This is a genomic window from Microbacterium sp. CCNWLW134, assembly GCF_037083565.1.
Lineage (GTDB): Bacteria > Actinomycetota > Actinomycetes > Actinomycetales > Microbacteriaceae > Microbacterium.
This window is the reverse complement of sequence record NZ_JBAOJU010000002.1, coordinates 836,897-854,968: the sequence shown is the minus strand read 5'-3', so window position 1 is coordinate 854,968 and position 18,072 is coordinate 836,897. Positions and strand designations below refer to the sequence as shown.

At 69.8% G+C, this 18,072-nt stretch carries 13 protein-coding genes; 6 read left to right on the top strand and 7 right to left on the bottom strand.

The window, feature by feature from the left end:
• Window positions 1–88: 88 nt before the first annotated feature.
• From V6S02_RS14640 to V6S02_RS14620, 5 genes are all read right to left on the bottom strand, one after another.
• Window positions 89–1,099: a substrate-binding domain-containing protein gene (locus V6S02_RS14640; RefSeq protein ID WP_336401435.1), complete on the bottom strand. Its 1,011-nt coding sequence runs from the start codon at window positions 1,097–1,099 to the stop codon at window positions 89–91.
• A gap of 155 nt (window positions 1,100–1,254) precedes the next feature.
• Entirely contained in the window at window positions 1,255–2,226 is a 972-nt protein-coding gene (locus V6S02_RS14635) for a LacI family DNA-binding transcriptional regulator (protein ID WP_336401434.1), read from the bottom strand.
• Between the two features lie 238 nt (window positions 2,227–2,464).
• Complete coding sequence (locus V6S02_RS14630) at window positions 2,465–3,526, bottom strand: hypothetical protein (RefSeq protein WP_336401433.1); 1,062 nt, start codon at window positions 3,524–3,526, stop codon at window positions 2,465–2,467.
• 86 nt (window positions 3,527–3,612) lie between these two features.
• A complete protein-coding gene (locus tag V6S02_RS14625; RefSeq protein ID WP_336401432.1) occupies window positions 3,613–4,233 on the bottom strand; it encodes a hypothetical protein in 621 nt (206 codons plus the stop codon).
• Between the two features lie 92 nt (window positions 4,234–4,325).
• Window positions 4,326–7,262: an immunoglobulin-like domain-containing protein gene (locus V6S02_RS14620; RefSeq protein WP_336401431.1), complete on the bottom strand. Its 2,937-nt coding sequence runs from the start codon at window positions 7,260–7,262 to the stop codon at window positions 4,326–4,328.
• Between the two features lie 229 nt (window positions 7,263–7,491).
• Here V6S02_RS14620 and V6S02_RS14615 point away from each other — a divergent pair, with 229 nt between their 5' ends.
• A complete protein-coding gene (locus tag V6S02_RS14615) occupies window positions 7,492–11,838 on the top strand; it encodes a family 43 glycosylhydrolase (RefSeq protein WP_336401430.1) in 4,347 nt (1,448 codons plus the stop codon).
• On the top strand, window positions 11,829–12,686 hold the full coding sequence (locus V6S02_RS14610; protein WP_336401429.1) for an NAD-dependent epimerase/dehydratase family protein: 858 nt from the start codon (window positions 11,829–11,831) through the stop codon (window positions 12,684–12,686). The genes V6S02_RS14615 and V6S02_RS14610 overlap by 10 nt, the downstream gene beginning before the upstream one ends.
• A gap of 90 nt (window positions 12,687–12,776) precedes the next feature.
• Here V6S02_RS14610 and V6S02_RS14605 read toward each other — a convergent pair whose 3' ends face one another.
• Window positions 12,777–13,301, bottom strand: a complete 525-nt coding sequence (locus V6S02_RS14605) for a hypothetical protein (RefSeq protein ID WP_124292522.1) — start codon at window positions 13,299–13,301, stop codon at window positions 12,777–12,779.
• Between the two features lie 292 nt (window positions 13,302–13,593).
• Between V6S02_RS14605 and V6S02_RS14600 the strand changes: the two genes are divergently transcribed.
• From V6S02_RS14600 to V6S02_RS14585, 4 genes are all read left to right on the top strand, one after another.
• Window positions 13,594–14,826: an MFS transporter gene (locus V6S02_RS14600; RefSeq protein WP_336401428.1), complete on the top strand. Its 1,233-nt coding sequence runs from the start codon at window positions 13,594–13,596 to the stop codon at window positions 14,824–14,826.
• Between the two features lie 49 nt (window positions 14,827–14,875).
• Window positions 14,876–15,427 carry a J-domain-containing protein gene (locus tag V6S02_RS14595; RefSeq protein WP_124292520.1) on the top strand — a complete coding sequence of 184 codons (552 nt, stop codon included), beginning with the start codon at window positions 14,876–14,878 and terminating at the stop codon, window positions 15,425–15,427.
• Between the two features lie 85 nt (window positions 15,428–15,512).
• Window positions 15,513–16,079, top strand: a complete 567-nt coding sequence (locus tag V6S02_RS14590; RefSeq protein WP_336401427.1) for an SRPBCC family protein — start codon at window positions 15,513–15,515, stop codon at window positions 16,077–16,079.
• On the top strand, window positions 16,076–17,533 hold the full coding sequence (locus tag V6S02_RS14585) for a phytoene desaturase family protein (protein ID WP_336401426.1): 1,458 nt from the start codon (window positions 16,076–16,078) through the stop codon (window positions 17,531–17,533). Before V6S02_RS14590 ends, V6S02_RS14585 begins: the two co-directional genes overlap by 4 nt.
• Before the next feature lie 14 nt (window positions 17,534–17,547).
• Here V6S02_RS14585 and V6S02_RS14580 read toward each other — a convergent pair whose 3' ends face one another.
• Window positions 17,548–18,054 (bottom strand): bifunctional nuclease family protein, encoded by a 507-nt coding sequence (locus V6S02_RS14580; protein WP_336401425.1) that lies wholly within the window; start codon window positions 18,052–18,054, stop codon window positions 17,548–17,550.
• Window positions 18,055–18,072: the final 18 nt, after the last annotated feature.

Here is an 18,072-nt window from a genome sequence, read left to right as displayed (position 1 = left end):
TCGGATGCAAGACATGTGCACGCGAGGGCCACCGGGACGGCGACCCCCGCGCGCGTGACTCATGTTCTTGCGTCGAAGGGGAGGCGGCTCAGAAGCCCTTGCCTTCGTCGATCGCCGCCTGACCGGCCTCGGGCGAGTTGAAGGTCTCGCCCTCGACGATGATGTTCTTCTCGACCTCTTCGCCCGCGAGAGCGTCGTTGACCGCCTCGACGGCGAGGTCGCCAAAGAAGGGGTTGTACTGCGCGACGAAGCTGAGCTCGCCGGCGGCGAGGGCCTCGAGAGCCGGTGTGGTGCCGTCGATCGTGGCGATCTTGACGTCCTCACCGGGGACGAGACCAGCGGCGGTCACCGCCGCGGCCGCACCGATGCCCATCTCGTCGTTCTGCGCGAAGATGAACTGCAGGTCGGGGTTGGCGCTGAGCACGGTCTCGATGACCGACTTGCCCTCGTCAGCGGTCCAGTTGGCGGTCTGCGCGCCGACCTTGTTCCATCCCGCCGCGCCCTCGATCGCCATGTCGAAGCCCTCGTTGCGCTCGTTGACGACGGAGAGTCCGGGGACGCCCTCGAGCGTGTAGTAGTTCGCACCCTCGGGGAAGGTCTCCAGCGCCCACTCGCCGACCGACGCCGCGACGTTCACGTTGTCGGGTGCGATACGGGTGACGTAGAGGTCTTCGCTGGCCTCGACGCCACGGTCGAGGAGGATGACGGGGATCTCGGCCTCCTGTGCCAGCTCGAGCGAGTCCTCCCAGCCGGACGCTTCGGTGGCGGTGAGGAGGATGGCGTCGACCTCATCGTTGACGAACGTCGCGAACGCGTCGATCTGCGACTTCTGGTCGGTGGGGCTCGCCGCCGGCGCGTACTTCAGGTCGAAGCCCGCCTCCTGGCTGAACGCGTCCCTGATGGCCTGCTCGTTGGCGTTTCGCCAACCGCCCTCGGGGCCGACCGCGACGAAGCCGACGGTGACGAGGTCGCCGCTGTCGCCGCCGTCGCCGGAGCCGGCGTCATCGCCGCCGCCGCTTGCGCAGCCGGCGAGCCCGAGCGCCAGCGCGCCCGCGCCGACGAAGCCGAGCAGACCGAGCATCCGCTTCTTCTGTGCCATTTCTCCTCCTTGAGACTCTCCGACGCGTCATCGTCGGAAAGAAATCCCTGTGCCCCGGCGGGACACTCTTATCGGGTGTGCGCTCTCATTGTGCGCGCTAACAACACCCGAGCGCAAGCACCACTTTTTGCTTCGTTACGCAGCTGTTACCGCGCTCACCGCCGCGGAGCGGCCGTGGAGCGGCGAACGATGAGGACGGGTTCGATCATCTCGTGCTCGTCGGTGGATTCACCCTCGATCGCGGCGATGATCAGCTGCAGCGCGAGCGCCCCCAGAGCGGCGAAATCCTGCCGGACCGTGGTGAGGGGCGGGAGGAAATGCCGTGCGTCGGGGAGGTCGTCGAACCCGACGACGCTGACGTCCTCGGGCACTCGGATTCCGCGATCGCTGAGACCATGGATGAGCCCGAGCGCCATCTGATCGTTCGCGGCGAAGATCGCGGTGGCATCACCGAGTTCGAGGGAGCTGCCGTACTCGTAGCCGAAATCCGACGTCCAGTCCCCCACCGCAGCGTCGGTGACCGGCAGTTCCGCCGCCGTCAGCGCGTCACGCCAGCCCTGCTCGCGAACACGGGCGTCGTACCAGTCCCTGGGTCCGGCGAGGTGCAGGATATGCCGATGACCGAGCGAGATGAGGTGGGAGACGGCCAGCTTGGCCCCCTGGCACTGGTCGACGCCGGCGGTGTGCATGTCGGCGTGCGGCTCGGATTTGATCACGACGGTGGGAAGCCCCGTGGCCTGCTGGCCGAGAAGGTCGAGCGACGACTCGCGCGGGGCGATCACGCACAGGGCGTCGACACCCTGCGTGACGAGGTCGACGACACCGCTGTCGATCTGCATGCCGTCGTCGTCCGACACCGAGAACGCGCTGATCGCGTAGCCGGCGTCGCGCGCGGCTCCCTCGAGGGCGCGGAGCGTGCTGTTGGGCCCGTACTGAACAGGGCTGTCGACGAGGACCCCGATCCGCATCGCGCGGCGGGTCGCAAGTGCCCTCGCGATGGAACTGCGGGTGTAGTTCATCTCGTCGATCGCCTGCAGCACTCGCTCGCGCGTCGTCTCACGGATGTTCGGGTGGCCGTTCAGCACGCGCGAGACGGTCATATGCGACACGCCGGCCTGCTTCGCCACGTCGTAGATGCTGGGTCTTTGCCAGCCGCTTCGAGCAACACTTCCTGACATCTTCAGTCCCCCCGTTCGATGTCACGACCGTCGCACCGTCGATCCGAAGGGTCGTACCCCTTCCCGTCGCTCGAGGCGACGGAAGTGGACCGGCCGGCGAGGCGCCCGATCTGCACATCGTACGGCTCCGATGCGTCGGTCGTGTGTCGCGAACGCGTCTCGGAGGTGCGGCGGAGCACGGATCGGGTCATTCCGGCGCGGCGGCGACCGATCGCCGCCCCTCCTCCCGAGCCTGGGCGAGGAGGGAGTCCAGCCGGCGACGCGAGCGCAGCCGACCGCCGATGATCGCGAACACCACGAGCACGACGCCCAGGAGGAGGGCGAGTTGCGGCCACGGCACCGCCCAGACCGGAATCTCGGTCTCGACGGGAGCGACCTCGGAGCTGAGCCCGTCCATCGTCACGCTCTCGGCTCCGACGGACACCGTGGTCGGCACGAAGAACAGCGGCCAGACGTCGTCGATGACGACGGTGAAGGGCCGCTCGTCGCCCGGAAGAAGCTCCTGCGGAGTGCCATCCCCCGGGAAGGCCGACGTTCCGGCTCCGGCAGTAGCCTCGCCGTCGACGAGCAGTCGGGTGTTGCCCTCGTTGACCACCTCGAACGAGACGGTGACCGAACCCGGACGGAAGGGGTTCCACGACAGCGTGTACGACGCGCTACCCCTGGCGAGCGCCGCGATCGGGGTGATCTCCCCGGTGACCCGCGTCAGGACGCGGAACCCGACCCGGCTCTCCACGCCGACGCTGGTGCCGTCGTCGGTGGCGCCGATCGAGAGCACCGAGGCGGTGATGCCCGCGGCGTGGTCGCCGGGCTCGGCTTGGTCGGGCACGTCGATCCGGTACGGCACCACGGCGACCTGTCCGGCGGGGACCGTCACCTCCTCGGGAAGGGAGATCCACGTTCCCGAATCGACCGATTCCTCCCCGGAGGCGAGGATGTCGAACCGGCCGTTACGGGTGTAGAAGCCGTCGGCGGCGGTCAGGGCGAAGGTCACGTCGGCGTCGCTGACGTTGCGGACCGCGAAGTAGTCGTCGACCCCCTCTCCGGGATCGAGGGTGTGCTCGGCGGCGGTCCGCCCGTCGGGCCCGGTCTCGCCGGCGGGGGTGACCGACCACCGGATGCCGGCGTCGTCTCCGCCGGTGTCATCAGCGGCTCCCCACGCCACACCGGGGGCCCCCACGAGCGCGGCGATCGCGGCGATCGCGGCGAGGACGCGGGCGGGGCGGAGGAGGGAGTCGGAGAGGAACACGAGAATCCAGGGTATGTGTCGGGGCCGGGCGACGTGATGCCGCGCCCGGCCCCGACCCGATCAGTCGGAGGGGGGATGCACCCCGCTCAGAACGACTCCTCCCAGAGGGTGAGGGTGATCTTCGAGGTGTAGTTGCCGCCCTCGATGCCGGAAGGCGTCTTGAGGAACAGCGCGGCGTTGGCGTCCCACGTCCCCGTCGGACGCGCGTCGGCGGCGGAGAGGTTCAGCGCGAGGAGCTCCTCACCCACCAGCCCGACGTTGTTGGGGCCCTCGTCGAGAACGGTGTCGACCTGGTCGCCGGGGGTCACCTCGCCCTCACCTTCGGTAAGGATGGCGGGCGCCCACCCGAGGTGCTCGGCCGGGATGATCCCCCCCTCCTCGTTGACGAAGTCCGAGGCCTGACCGACGACGTACCAGTACGTGTCGGTGGGGACTTCCTCGCGGTCGTCGGTGACGGTCACGGTGGGGAGCGTGCCGTCGAACCGGCGCACGTCCTCCTCGCCCGACTCGACTTCGGTGAGGGTCGTGGCGTCGGCGGCGACGCTCATCGTCAACGCACCGACCGGCTCCTGTTCCTCGATGGCGACGCTGACGTCGACATCGTCGGTACCGACCTCGGCGGCCAGCGCCGCCCCCGCCACGCCGAGGAGCAGCACTCCCCCGGCCATGCCGGTTGCCGCTCGGGCAAGCAGACCTGACGTCTTCATCCGTTCTCTCCCATCCTCAGTGCGGCTGCTGTGCCGGACTGACGTCCTCCGGGGCCGGCCCTTCCGGCCTCCGGTCGTCGATCTCGCGGGCATCAACACCCGCGACCGCTGTAGCCGGCCACGACCGGCGCGAGGCTCTCGCCGTCCACGCTCGGTGTCACCGACACCGAGCCCGCCGGCATCGTCGCCAGTCGCGAGCTGAAGGCGTAGCTCGCGGTCTTGCCCGCGCCGATGGTGGCGGTGCGCGAGCCGTACGCCGTGACGATGTCCACCGACACCGGGACGTCAGGGTCGCCGACGATCTTCACCGTGAGCGCAACCTTGCCGACGACGCAGCGGCTGTCGGTCGTCACCTCGATCGACACGGGGTCCTCGACCGTCACGGTCGCTTCGACCGGCATCCGAGAGTCGTCCTGGGCGACACCGGCGACGGTGAACGACCCGGCGACGGCGTAGGAGGCGGGATCGACCGCGTCCCACACCACGTCCACGGTCTGAGTCGACCCGTCGGCCTTGGTCAGCGTCGCCTGCGGCAGCGCCGGCGCGGTGCCGGCGGTCGTGGTGACGTCGATCGCGGCGACCGAGGTGACGGCGAGATCCGGGGCGTACGCCTCGAGCACCCGCTGGTACTCGGCGCGGGTCACCGGAATGACCGTGCCGTGACGCGGCTTTCCGCCGTCGGAGTTCTCCGGCAGGTTCGCGCGGAGCTTCGCCCCCAGCGGCTGCCAGGAGTTGCCGTCGGCGATGTCGTCCGACCCGAACGGGATGTAGTGGTTCGGACCACCGTGGTACGAGGGCTGGTCGATGAAGAGGAACCAGTCGAACCCGTTGACGTCGCCGGCGTTCGCCGGGAAGACACTCGGGCCCTCGCCGCTGGAGTAGGTCCTGCCCGGCTCGCCGTTCGGCAGCCCCGATGCAATCCGCTCCTTGACGAGCGTCCATTCGTCGGCGGGGCCGCTCGTCCCCGGCAGTGTGCCGGTGATCGTGGCGAGGAGATCGGTGGACTTCTCCTGCCGGATCGTCATCGACGCCTCGTCCTTCGTGAAGCGGTAGTAGGTGTCGCCGACCTTGGCCACCGTGGAGTCGATGGTGCCGAGGCCGTTCCCACGACGGACGTCGATCCAGGGCTGCGGCTCGGAGAAGGTGCGGAAGTCGTCGGTGGTGACGTACATCATGCGGTTGTAGGTCACCGCGGTGCGGTCCGCGGCGTTCGGGGTGTCGTAGAGGTTCGAGGCCCAGAACACCACGAAGGTGTCGAGCTCCTCGTCCCAGTACGCCTCCGGCGCCCAGGTGTTGCCGGCGAAGTCGGACGAGACCTTCACGTGCCGCTGCTCCGACCAGTTCACCAGGTCGTCGGACTCCCACACCTCGATGTAACGCGAGCCGGAGATCTGCGCGGTGCCGAAGCCGCCGGGCAGGCCGTCGATCTTCAGGTCGGTTGCGAGCATGTAGAACCGGTCGCCCTGGGGGGAGCGGATGATGAACGGATCCCGCAGCCCCGTCGTGCCCTGGGTGGAGGTGAAGATCGGCTCACCGTCGTTGAGGGTGTTCCAGTCCAGCGCGTCGTTGCCCTTCGACGCGGCGAGGCTGACGCGCTCGGCGCCGGCGCCCTCCCCGGTGAAGAAGGCCCAGACGTAGGCCTCGGTGTCATCGGTCGCCGTGGGCATGGGCTGCACCGCGAGGCGGAACGTGCGCGACTGCTCCGCCGAGCCGTTGCGGGCGGTCGCGGTGAGTTCGACCTCTGCGGCATCGGCTCCGGAGGCGGGGCGCTCGATGTCGACCGTCTGATATCCCTCGCGGACCCCGGCGCGGAGCGCGGCGAACCCGGCGCCCTCCGTGACCGTCCAGGTGATCTCCGAGCCCTGGGTTCCGGTCACCGGCACCGAGACGTTGGTGCGGATGTCGTCGGCCCCCGCGATCTCGAGCGCTGAGAGATCGGCGGCGACCTTGTCGGCGTCGGCGAGGTCTTCGGGCACGACGACGGTGTACGTCTGTGTGCGCACCTCGTCGGGCGCGGTGAAGGTCGCGGTGAGCGTGACCGTCCGGTCGCCGCTCCCGGAGGCGGGGCGGGTCACATCGGCCGCGCCGCCGGCGACGGCGATGGCGGCGTCATCCGACTCCCAGGCGATCGCGACCCCGTAGCTGCTCGTGGGCAGGGCGAAGTCGGCGATGGCGGTGTCGGCGATCTCGACCGCGCCGATCGCGCGGTCGATGGCCTGGCCCGAGAACAGCGCCGCCACCTCCGTCGTCTCCAGCGCGGCGGGATACACGGCGTAGTCGTCGATCTGCCCGTTCCAGTTGGCGTCGTTGTAGGTCGAGCGGCCGAGGTACGACACCAGCGACGAGCCGAACGACGCCACGTTGCGGCCGATCGAGGTCTGCGAGATGAGCGCACCGTTGATGTAGACGCGCAGCTGCCCGTCGGTGCCGTCGATGACCGTGGTGTAGAGCGACATGCCGGCCGGGGTGCGCGCCCCGATCGTGGGGGTGTTGGTCGCACCCGCGCCGACCTCGGTCGTCCAGGGGGATCCGGCGTTGACGGTGTTCGTGACCACCGACTTCACATAGCCGCTGAGGTTGGTGGGGTTCATCAGCCAGTAGGCGCTGGAGAACGAGGCACCGGATGCCACGGGCGCGCCGATGAACGCGGCAGCGACGTTGGCGGGGCCGGTACGGGTACTCAGCCAGGTCGAGATGGTGAGGTCCTTCTTCCCGACCAGGCCTGCCGTCGGGATCTCGACGTAGGCGGCACTCCCCCGCGGGCCGCCGGGGAGGGACAGCACGCCGCCGTCGATCGTGCCGCCGGACTGGCGGAGGACGCCGTCGTTGCCGTTGCCGCTCGCGTCGGCGATCGTCGTGCCGGTGGCCTCGTCGAAGGTGTAGTGGATCAGCGGATCCACACCGATGTCAGCCTGGGCGGCGGTCGCGGGGACGATCGTGCCGGCCACGGCGACGGCGGCCGCCGCGACGAGGGCGCTCCAGCGCGTCCGTCGTCGGGCGGGCGTGCGTACGAGGGATCGCTGGGGCATGAGCTGAGGTCTCCTGTCTGCGACGATGCAGGTCGGTGTCGCTCACTGCGACGGTGCAGGTCGTCCACCCGGGGGAGGGTGTTACCGGGAACATCCCCGGCGATTCCCTACCGTAAGAGCCCGTGCCGCACAGTGTCAAGCGAATTCGGGGGTTGAGTTTCGAAAACTGTGAGCGATAACATCCAACGGGTTCGGGCATGGTGGCCCGATCCGTTCACGAGGGAGTGCGATGAGACGTTCACGAGGTGTGCTGGCGGCGTTCACGGCCCTGGCTCTGGGGCTGACCGGCGCGGTGGTGGTGACGCCCCCGGCGCTCGGCGACACGGGACTGGTCGCCCACTACCCGCTCGACGAGACCTCCGGCGCGGTGGCGGTCGACGTCTCGGGTTCGGGGAGGAATGCGACGTACGTGGGCGGTCCGACCCTCGCAGGCGACGAGGGGGTGCGCCTGGACGGCGCCGACGACCACGTGAAGCTGCCCGACAACATCCTGGCGGGGCTGAACTCCGTCACCGTCAGCGCCGAGGTGCTCATCCGCCAGGAACAGGCGACCCCGTACTTCATCTGGGGTCTCGGCACCCCGGCGACGTCCAACTCCGGCAACGGCTACCTGTTCACCACGGGCAACGCCTACCGCGGCACCATCTCCCCCAACAACTGGCAGGGCGAGCAGAACACCGCCAGCGGTCAGAACCTGCCCCGCGGTGTCTGGAAGACCTTGACCTACACCCTCGATGACGCCACGAACACCGCGCGCCTCTACCTCGACGGCGTGCAGGTGGCCCAGAACACCAACGTCACGATCACCCCCGCATCCCTCGGCGGCGGCGTGACGACGGCGAACTACATCGGCCGCTCGAACTACGACGCCGACCGGCGCCTCGCCGGCAGCGTCCGCGACTTCCGCATCTACGACAGTGCGCTCAGCGCCACCGAGGTCGCCGCACTCCACCCCGACGACGCCACCAAGCTGGCTCGGGATGCCGCGGCGATCTCCCTCGGCGATGTCTCCGGCCTCACGGCGAACCTGACCCTTCCCGCGGCCGGCGTGAACGGCGCGAGCATCGCCTGGTCGACGAGCGACCCCGGCGTCATCACCGCAGCCGGGGCGATCACCCGGCCGGAAAGCGGTCAGCCGAACGCGACGGCGACCCTCACGGCGACCCTCACCCGCGGCGGCGCCACCCAGACGCGCGCCTTCGAGGTCACGGTCCGTGCCATGCCCGGGGACGACACCCTCGCGCAGGAAGACCTCGATGCGATCGAGATCCCCAACGCCGACGACGTCCGCGGGAACATCACGCTGCCCTCGACCGGGTCGGTCAACGGCACCTCGATCTCGTGGTCGGCATCGCCGGCGGGCGTTGTGACCACCACGGCGCAGGACGGCAAGGCCGCCGGCGTCGTGACCCGCGGGGCCGAGGACACCACGGTGACCCTGACCGCGACGGTGGCGAACACCGACGCGAGCCGTCAGATCCCCATCACGGTCGTCGCCGCCCCCGAGGGCCTCGACACCGACTACACCGCCGGATACCTGTGGACGCACTTCGCGGCCGAGGGCGGATACGAGAAGATCTTCTTCGGCCACAGCGAGAACGGTCTGCAGTGGTCGAAGCTCAATGACAATGAGCCGATTCTGGCGAACCTGGGTGGCGATCTCGGCGTGCGTGACCCGCACCTCGTCCGCTCCGCCGAGGGCGACAAGTACTGGATCATCGGCACCGACCTCCACGCCGAGGGCGGCGGTCCCGGCGGATCCGGATGGGACCAGCTGAACGCCAGTCAGAACCACGTCGTGTGGGAATCCACCGACCTGGTGAATTGGAGCGACCAGCGCATCGTGTTCGCAGGCTTCGAGCACGCCGGAAACGTGTGGGCCCCCGAGGCGATCTACAACGACGAGACCGGCGAGTACTACGTGTACTGGTCGGCCCGCGATCGCCGCGAGAACAACACGGCCGACTGGGCGCTGCGGGTGTACCTCACCAAGACCCGCGACTTCGTCACCTTCACCGAGCCCGAGGTCTGGGCATCCCTCAACGCCCAGGGCGACGGGCAGACCGGTCCGAACATCATCGACTCCTCCATCGCGAAGGAGGGCGACACCTACTACCGCTTCTCCACCTCGGACTGGTGGACCGTCATCGACACCGCCCCGAGCCTCGACGGACCGTGGACCACGGTCGTCGCGCGCGACGAGGCGGAAGACTTCGGCCTCCGCACCCGCATGGAGGGCCACACGGTCTACCAGCTGCCCGACGGCCGCTGGGCGATCATGGGCGACGACGGCGGCTACTACGGCCACATCGCCGACACCCTGGAGAGCCTCGAGTTCGAGGAGCTCAGCGTGGGTGCCGGCCCCGACCAGTACTCGTTCGACCAGCGCTTCCGCCACGGCTCGGTCCTGCGCCTCTCGGCTGCCGAAGAAGAACGCCTCCTCGCCGCCTACGGCGACTCCCCCGTCGACCCGGAGGAGCCCGAAGAGCCCCAGCAGGGCCCGATCGCGGAGTACACCTTCGACGACGGGACCCTGACGGACTCCGTCGGGGATGCCGACCTCACCGCGCACGGTGCGGCAGCGGTCGGCACGGACGCCACGAAGGGCAGCGCACTGCGTCTGACCGGGGCATCCGGCGGCTATGCGTCGTTCCCGACCGGGTTCTTCGACGGCAGGAGCACCATGACGGTGTCGATGGACATCCGTTCCGAGCGGACGAGCGGGAACTTCTTCACGTTCGCCTTCGGGAAGAGCAACATCGACTACTACTTCCTCCGCGTCCGCGGCGGCGATGTGCGCAGCGCCATCACCACCGAGTCGTGGCAGAACGAATCGGCCGTCACCGGCACCACCGCCTCGGGCCAGTGGCACCGCTACGACGTCGTGTTCGAGGGCAACACGATGACCCTGTACATCGACGGCGTGAAGGTGGGCGAGAACGCCTCGCTCAGCACCACGGTCGGCGGACTCGGCGACGACCTGCTCGGCTACCTCGGACGATCCTTCTACGAGGGCGACGCGTTCTTCCAGGGGTGGTACGACAACATCCGGGTGTACAACCGGGCACTCTCGGCCACCGAGATCCTCGGCAACGCCGGGGTCGACGACCAGCTCATCGACGTGTCGCTGAGCGACCCGTCGGCGCTGAAGATCGCCCCCATCACCGACAGCACCGCGCGTTCGGTCGTCCTCCCCGTCAACCGGGGCACCGACCTCACCGCGCTCGCGCCGACCTTCACCACGGTGGAGGGCGTGACGGTGTCGCCCGCCAGCGGAACGACGGTCGATCTCTCCTCTCCGGTCACCTACACCCTCACCACCGGCGGCGGCGAGACGGTGACGTGGACGATCGAGGCGCGCGAGATGAAGAGCCCGATCCTTCCGGGCCTGTACGCCGACCCGAACATCGCGGTGTTCGGCGACACGTACTACATCTACGCGACCTCCGACGGCTTCCCCGGCTGGGGCGGCAAGGAGTTCTACGTCTGGAAGTCCAAGAACCTCGTGGACTGGGAGCGCTCGGAGGAGCCGTTCCTGACCCTCGACGGGGAGAACGGCAACGTGCCGTGGGCGACCGGCAACGCGTGGGCGCCCACGATCATCGAGCGCGACGGGAAGTACTACTTCTACTTCTCCGGCCACAACCCGACCTACAACCGCAAGACGCTCGGTGTCGCCGTCGCGGACAGCCCGGAGGGTCCGTTCGTCGCACAGCCGTTGCCGATGATCGTCAACAACGAGGCGGTCACCTCGGGCCAGGCGATCGACCCGGCCGCGTTCCACGACCCGGTGACGGGCAAGTGGTACCTCGGCTGGGGTAACGGCAGCCCCGTGCTCGCCGAGCTGAACGACGACATGGTGTCGATCAAGCCCGGGACCTATCAGCGGATCAACGGTCTGACCGACTTCCGCGAAGGGGTGTTCTTCAACTACCGCAACGGTCTGTACCACCTGACCTACGCGATCGACGACACCGGGTCGGAGAACTACCGCGTCGGCTACGCCACCGCCACGAGCATGAACGGTCCGTGGACCTACCGCGGCGTGATCCTCGAGAAGGACCTGTCCCTCGGCATCAAGGGACCGGGCCACAGCTCGATCGTCAACGTCCCCGGCACCGACGACTGGTACATCGCCTACCACCGGTTCGCGATGCCCGGCGGCAACGGCAACAACCGCGAGACGACGATCGACAGGCTCGAGTTCGGCGAGGACGGGCTGATGAAGAAGGTCACCCCGACCCTCGAGAGCGTCGACCCGCAGACCATCGACCTCCCCGCCGCCGGTCCGACCGTGGAGGTCTCCACCGCGGCCCGGTGCGTGGTCGGAAAGGTACAGTTGGTCGTCCGTGTGGAGAACACCGACGAGGTGCCCGTGACGGTGGAGGTCTCCACCGCCTACGGCAGCAAGACGGTCGCCTCCCTCGCCCCCGGCAAGGTCGTCTCGCAGGCCTTCGCCTCCCGCACGACGACGATCGAGCCCGGAGAGGTCGAGGTCACCGCATCCGCCACCATCGACGGAGAGGCGGTGACGACCGAGATCGGGCACGGATACGGAGCACACACATGTCAGTGACGCGCATCGCCCTCACCGGATCCTCCGGCAAGCTCGGCACGGTCGTGGCCCGTGAGCTGCGCGCCGGCGGCATCGAGGTCATCGGCCTCGACGTCGCCGGCGAGCGCGGCCCGGGTTTCGTCCAGGTCGATCTCACCGACTACGGCCAGGTCGTCGACGCGCTGGGCGCGGTGAACGATCAGCACGACGGTGTCGACGCCGTGGTGCACCTGGGGGCGATCCCGGCACCGGGACTGCGCAGCGACGTGGCGACCTTCCACAACAACATGGCGGCGACCTTCAACGTCTTCCACGCCGCCATCCGCGTGGGGGTGCGCCGGATCGTCGCCGCATCGAGTGAGACGGTGCTGGGTCTCCCCTTCGACGTGCCGCCGCCGTACGCCCCGGTCGACGAGGAGTACGAGCCGCGTCCCGAGAGCGTCTATTCGCTCGTGAAGACCCTCGAAGAGCGCATGGCGCGCGAGCTCGTGCGCTGGCACCCCGACCTGTCGATCACCGCACTGCGCTTCTCGAACGTCATGGTGCCCGAGGACTACGCCGAGTTCCCGTCGTTCGACGCCGACCCCCGGCGCCGTAAGTGGAACCTGTGGGGCTACATCGACGCCCGCGACGGCGCCCAGGCGATCGAGCGGGCACTGCGCGTGGCCGAGCCCGGATTCGAACCCTTCATCATCGCGGCGGCCGACACCGTGATGACCCGCCCGAACGCCGAACTGCTGGCCGAGGTGTTCCCCGACGTCGAGGTGCGCGGCGAGATCGGAGAGAACGACACCCTGCTGTCGATCGACAAGGCGCGCCGGATGCTCGGCTACGAGCCCCGCCATTCGTGGCGGACCGAGCTCTCCTGAGGGCGTTCGCCGACGCAGAACGCCGAAGCGGCGCCGGGATCGCCGGCGCCGCTTCGTCTTGACGTCCAGGAGGGGCGTCCGTTCAGGGGGTCAGTCGAGCAGGCCGCTGACCAGGCCGTCGACCTCGCCGGAGACATCGCCGACGACGTCGCCGACCGAGGCGCCGATGTCGCCGATCGAGGTGTCGGTGTCGTTGCCCGAGGCGACCTCGTTGCCGGAACCGATCGGGGCATCGACCGAGGTGTCGTTACCCGAGGCGATCGGCGCCTGAACCTCGTTGCCCGAGGCGATCGGGGTGTCGTTGCCCGAGAGGATCGGGCCGTTGGCGACGTCGTCCACCACGGGCCCGCTCACGATCGGGCCGTTGACCAGCCCGCCGTCGACACCGTCGACGCTCACGTCACCGGTCTGCGCGGAGTTGCCGCTGGCCTGCAGCGCGTCGTTGAGGATGTCCTGGAAGGCCTCGAGGGTCGTCAGAGCCGACACCGTGGTCTGCGTCTCGTCGGCGCTCGAGACGGTGTCGGCGTTGGCCGGAAGTGCCAGGCCGGTCACGGTCAGGGCGGCGATTCCGAGGCCTGCGGTGAAGACTCCGGCGCGAGTGATGTTCTTACGCATTCTCATTTCCTTCCATCTGTCGTGTGCGACTTCCGCCGCACGTGGGGTGATCCGGAGAACCCCCGCGATCGGATGGCGTCGTGACCCGCCAGCACCACCCGTCCACGCGGCAGACGCCCGCGATTCCGCGGCGGTGCCGGCATCCTGGGAGTTCACTGAACGCCACGGATGCTGCCGCGGAAGGGGGTTTGGTAGACTCATCGGGCTCTGTGCATCACCTCGCGCTTCGCGCAAAGGCGGCACGAAACGCCGCCGGACGATCCGCGCGGCCGACCGAATCGACCTGATGCATATGACTTCTTCTGTTGCGCCCCGCCCGACCTCCCTGATCCGGGCCGCTGGTCTGTCGTACTTCCCCATCGCGCTCGTCGCGCGTCTGCCGTTCGCCATGGTGGTCGTCGGACTCCTGACCCTCGTGGTCTCGGCCCGCGACTCGCTGGCCCTCGGCGGGGTGACCGCCGCGGTGACCGGCCTCGGAACCGCGATGTTCGGCCCCCTTCTGGGGGCGGCGGCAGACCGGTTCGGTCAACGACGGGTGCTGCTGTGCGCGGGTCTGGTCAACAGCCTGCTGCTCGTCGCGATCGCGTGGCTGGCATTCGCACCGGTGCCCGATGCGGCGGTGCTGGCCGCCGGGTTCCTCATCGGCGCGTCCACACCCCAGGTCGCCCCGTTCTCGCGGAGCCGCCTCGTGGGGATCATCACCCGCGCCATCGATCCCGCCCGCCGGCACGCCGTTGTCAGCGGCACCATGGCCTACGAGTCGGCCGCCGACGAGATCGTCTTCGTCTTCGGACCGGTGATCGTCGGCGTCCTCGCCGCCACGCTCGATCCCGTCGCGCCCGTCCTCGGCGCCGCAGCCCTCGCGGTGATCTTCGTGTCGGCCTTCGCGCTGCATCCGTCCGCCCGCGTCGAGGCCGGCCTCCGTGATGGCGCCCCCGCACCGGCCCCGGCGCGCGAGCTCATCCGGGTCGCGGCACCCGTGGTGGGAGCTCTGGGAATGGGCCTCTTCTTCGGCACGATGCTCACCTCGCTGACCTCGTTCATGGCCGACCGCGGCATCGCCGAGCAGGCGGGCGTCGTCTACGGCGCGATGGGACTCGGCTCGGCGGCGCTGGCGCTGGGCGTCGCGGCGTTCCCCGCCCGGTTCACGCTCGGCGCACGCTGGATCGTCTTCGCCGCCGTTCTCGTCACCGGCACCCTCGCGCTCCCGTTCGTAACGAGCGTGGTGGCCATGACCCTCACCCTTCTCCTCATCGGTGTGGGCATCGGCCCGACCCTCGTCACCCAGTACAGCCTCGCCGCCCACCGGAGCCCTCTCGGGCGCTCGTCGACGGTGATGACGATGCTCGGCTCGGGCATCGTCGTCGGACAGTCGGCCTCGACCGCGGTGGCCGGCGTCGTCGCGGAGTACCTGGGAACGGATGCCGCGCTGACGCTGCCGTTCCTCGCCGCGACGATCGTGCTGCTGGCGGGTGTCGTCGACGCGGCGTGGGCGCCGCGCCGTCGGCTGCGCTTCGGCGGCTGAATGCGGCGTGCGGCCCGCTCGGCACCTCGGGCGCGTACCGTGGACGAGCATGGAGGATCCCAGGCTCCGCGCCGCGCGCTACCGCGTCGAACGGCTGCAGCAGGACGAGACCCCGGACGCGACGGGCGAGAACCTCGAAAAGGCGCCGACGTCCACTCCGGCGGAACGCGCCGCCTACGTCGAGGTCGCCATCCAGCAGGCGATCCGACGAGGGGATTTCGACGACCTTCCCGGGGCCGGCAAGCCCCTCCCCGATCTCGGACGCGCCCACGACCCGGACTGGTGGATCCGTCGCAAGATCGAGCGCGAGCAGCTGACGGGGCTCGGTCCCCCGGCGCTGACCCTGCGGGTCGAGGACGCCGAACTGTCGGGGAGACTGGACGCCCTCTCGCGGGAGGAGGACGTGCGCGAGGCCGTGGAGGACTTCAACCGACGGGTGAAGCTCGCACGGATGCAGCTGCTCGGCGGCCCGCCCGTGGTCACCGCCCTCCGCGACGTCGACGCCGAGGTCGCGGAGTGGGCAGCACGCCGCCGGGCGCGGATGCCGGCTCCCGACGAGGCCCCACCCGCACGACCGTGGTGGCGCAGATCGAAGCGGTGAGCGACCTGTCAACCGGGTGCGCGTCGCGACCGGTTGGACCTACGGTCGAGACATCCGGAACGAGATCGCCCGGGTGGAGGCCGAGATGTCACGCAACACACGAGAGATGACGTGCGCGCCCGAGAGCGTCTTCGAGGTGCTCGCCGAGGGATGGCTCTTCCCGACGTGGGTGGTCGGCGCGTCACGCATGCGGGATGTCGACGCCGACTGGCCCGCGGCGGGTTCGCGTCTTCACCACTCCTTCGGCGCCTGGCCCGTTCTGATCAACGACGAGACGATGTCGACCGAATGGAGCCCGCCGCGGCGCGCGGTGATGGTCGCCACCGGTTGGCCGATCGGCGAAGCCCGCATCTCCATCGACGTGAAGCCGCGCGGCGAAGGCTGTGTCGTGCGGCTGCAGGAGGAGGCCATCGCAGGTCCTCCCCGCTACATTCCCGATCTGCTTCTCGATCTGCTGCTTCATCGGCGCAACGCCGAGACGCTCCACCGCCTCGCGTATCTGGCCGAGGGCCGCCACGCCCGCACGCGCGAGACCACCGCCGAAGAGGAGAACGAAGAGGCGGGGCGCCCCTCCTCCCCCGATGTCGCGGACGATCACGAAGCCGAAGAGGCCGCCCAGGCGGCTGAAGCGGCCGAAGCGGCGCGCGAATGAGGCGGGCGGGCGAACTCGACGCCGTCGTCGTCGGCGCGGGGCCCAACGGCCTGGCCGCTGCCGTCACGCTGGCCCGGGCAGGGCTCGGCGTCCGGGTCTACGAGCGACTCGGCGCCGTCGGCGGCGGCACCGCGACATCCGAGCTCACCCTCCCGGGGTTTCGCCACGACGTCTGCTCGGCGGTGCACCCGCTTGCTCTGGCGTCGCCGTTCTTCCGCGAGTTCGGGCTCGGCGACCGCATCCGGTTCGAGGTGCCGGCGATCTCCTTCGCCCATCCTCTCGACGGCGGACGCGCGGGCGTCGCCTACCGCGACCTCGACCGCACCGCCGACGACCTCGGCCGCGACGGCGCGGCCTATCGCGCTCTCCTCGGACCCCTCGTCGCCGCATCCGATCAGATCGCCGATTTCACCACCCACCCGCTCGTGCGCGTCCCCCCGCACGTGATCGCACCCGTCGCGTTCGGTCTGGCCGCGCTGTCGCAAGCCGGTCGCTGGTGGAACACCCCGTTCACCGAGGACATCGCGCCGTCGATGATCACCGGGGTCTCGGCCCACACCATCCTTCCTCTGCCGAGCGCGGCGTCGGCGGCGGCGGGACTGGCGCTCACGACCTACGCGCACGCGCGCGGCTGGCCGATCCCGATCGGCGGCAGCCAGGCGATCGCCGACGCCCTCGCCGACGATCTGCTCGCCCACGGCGGCGAGATCGTCACCGACACCGAGGTCACGAGCCTCGACGAGCTCCCGCCGGCGCGCACCGTGCTGCTCGACGTCACCCCGGCCGCGCTCATCCGGCTCGCCGGTGGGAGGATGCCGGCGGCGTACCGCCGCGCGCTGGAGCGGTTCCGGTACGGCAACGGCGTCCTCAAGGTGGATTTCGCCCTCTCCGGCCCGGTGCCGTGGGCGAATGACGCCGTCCGTCGTGCAGGGACGGTGCACGTCGGCGGCACCCGGGCGGAGGTGGCGGCGGCCGAGAACGTCGTCGCACGCGGCGGGGTGCCCGAGCGGCCCTACGTGCTCGTGGCCCAACCCAGCACCTTCGACGACAGCCGCGCGCCGGCGGGCATGCACACACTCTGGACCTACACGCACGTGCCGGCGGGATCGGCCGTCGACGTCACCGAGGCCGTCATCGCACAGATCGAACGGTTCGCCCCGGGCTTCCGCGATGTGATCGTCGCCAGCTCCACGCTCACCGCCGTCGAGATGGAGCGACACAATCCGAATTACCCCGGCGGCGACATCGCCGCCGGCCTCCCCGATGTGCGCCAGCTCCTGGGGCGCCCGACCCTTTCCCCCGAGCCCTGGCGCACCGCGATACCGGGGGTGTACCTCTGCGGCGCGTCGACGAGTCCGGGGCCCGGGGTGCACGGGATGGCCGGATGGCTGGCGGCGCGCAGCGCCCTGCGACACGAGTTCGGCACCCGCATCCTGCCCAACCTGGCCCCCTGAGGTCGCCCTGCGCGTCAGCCCTGGAAGTCTTCCGGGTCGACCTCGTCGAGGAAGCGCTTGAACTCCTCGAGCTTCTCCTCCTCGAGCCTGTCGTCGTCTTCGAACTCCATCGCCGACACCGGGATGCCGGCGTCGGCCAGCACCTCGTCGGCCACCCAGATCGGTGCGCCGACGCGGGAGGCGAGCGCGATCGCGTCGGAGGGACGGGCGTCGAGCACGCGCCGGCCACCCGGAAGCAGGAGAGTGATCTCGGCGTAGAAGGTGCCGTCGTCGATGCGGGTGATCTCGACCCGTTCGACCTGCGCCGACACCGTCTCGAGCAGGGTCTTCATCAGATCGTGGGCGAGCGGGCGCGGCGGTTCGGCGCCCTCGACGGCGATGGCGATCGACGTGGCCTCCTGCGCGCCGATCCAGATGGGGAGCATCCGCGGACCGTCCACCTCTTCGGTGATCGGCCGCAGCAGGATCACGTACTGGCGCGCGGCGTCGAGCGCGACGCCGATCACACGAACCTGGACCATGCCGACCTCCTCGATGTC

Excerpts from the sequence above, each read along its gene's own strand:
- V6S02_RS14625 (WP_336401432.1), bottom strand. The coding sequence starts at position 4,233 with ATGAAGACGTCAGGTCTGCTTGCCCGAGCGGCAACCGGCATGGCCGGG.
- V6S02_RS14580 (WP_336401425.1), bottom strand. The coding sequence starts at position 18,054 with ATGGTCCAGGTTCGTGTGATCGGCGTCGCGCTCGACGCCGCGCGCCAG.
- V6S02_RS14590 (WP_336401427.1), top strand. The coding sequence starts at position 15,513 with ATGTCACGCAACACACGAGAGATGACGTGCGCGCCCGAGAGCGTCTTC.
- V6S02_RS14600 (WP_336401428.1), top strand. The coding sequence starts at position 13,594 with ATGACTTCTTCTGTTGCGCCCCGCCCGACCTCCCTGATCCGGGCCGCT.
- V6S02_RS14615 (WP_336401430.1), top strand. The coding sequence starts at position 7,492 with ATGAGACGTTCACGAGGTGTGCTGGCGGCGTTCACGGCCCTGGCTCTG.
- V6S02_RS14620 (WP_336401431.1), bottom strand. The coding sequence starts at position 7,262 with ATGCCCCAGCGATCCCTCGTACGCACGCCCGCCCGACGACGGACGCGC.
- V6S02_RS14640 (WP_336401435.1), bottom strand. The coding sequence starts at position 1,099 with ATGGCACAGAAGAAGCGGATGCTCGGTCTGCTCGGCTTCGTCGGCGCG.
- V6S02_RS14595 (WP_124292520.1), top strand. The coding sequence starts at position 14,876 with ATGGAGGATCCCAGGCTCCGCGCCGCGCGCTACCGCGTCGAACGGCTG.
- V6S02_RS14605 (WP_124292522.1), bottom strand. The coding sequence starts at position 13,301 with ATGCGTAAGAACATCACTCGCGCCGGAGTCTTCACCGCAGGCCTCGGA.
- V6S02_RS14585 (WP_336401426.1), top strand. The coding sequence starts at position 16,076 with ATGAGGCGGGCGGGCGAACTCGACGCCGTCGTCGTCGGCGCGGGGCCC.
- V6S02_RS14610 (WP_336401429.1), top strand. The coding sequence starts at position 11,829 with ATGTCAGTGACGCGCATCGCCCTCACCGGATCCTCCGGCAAGCTCGGC.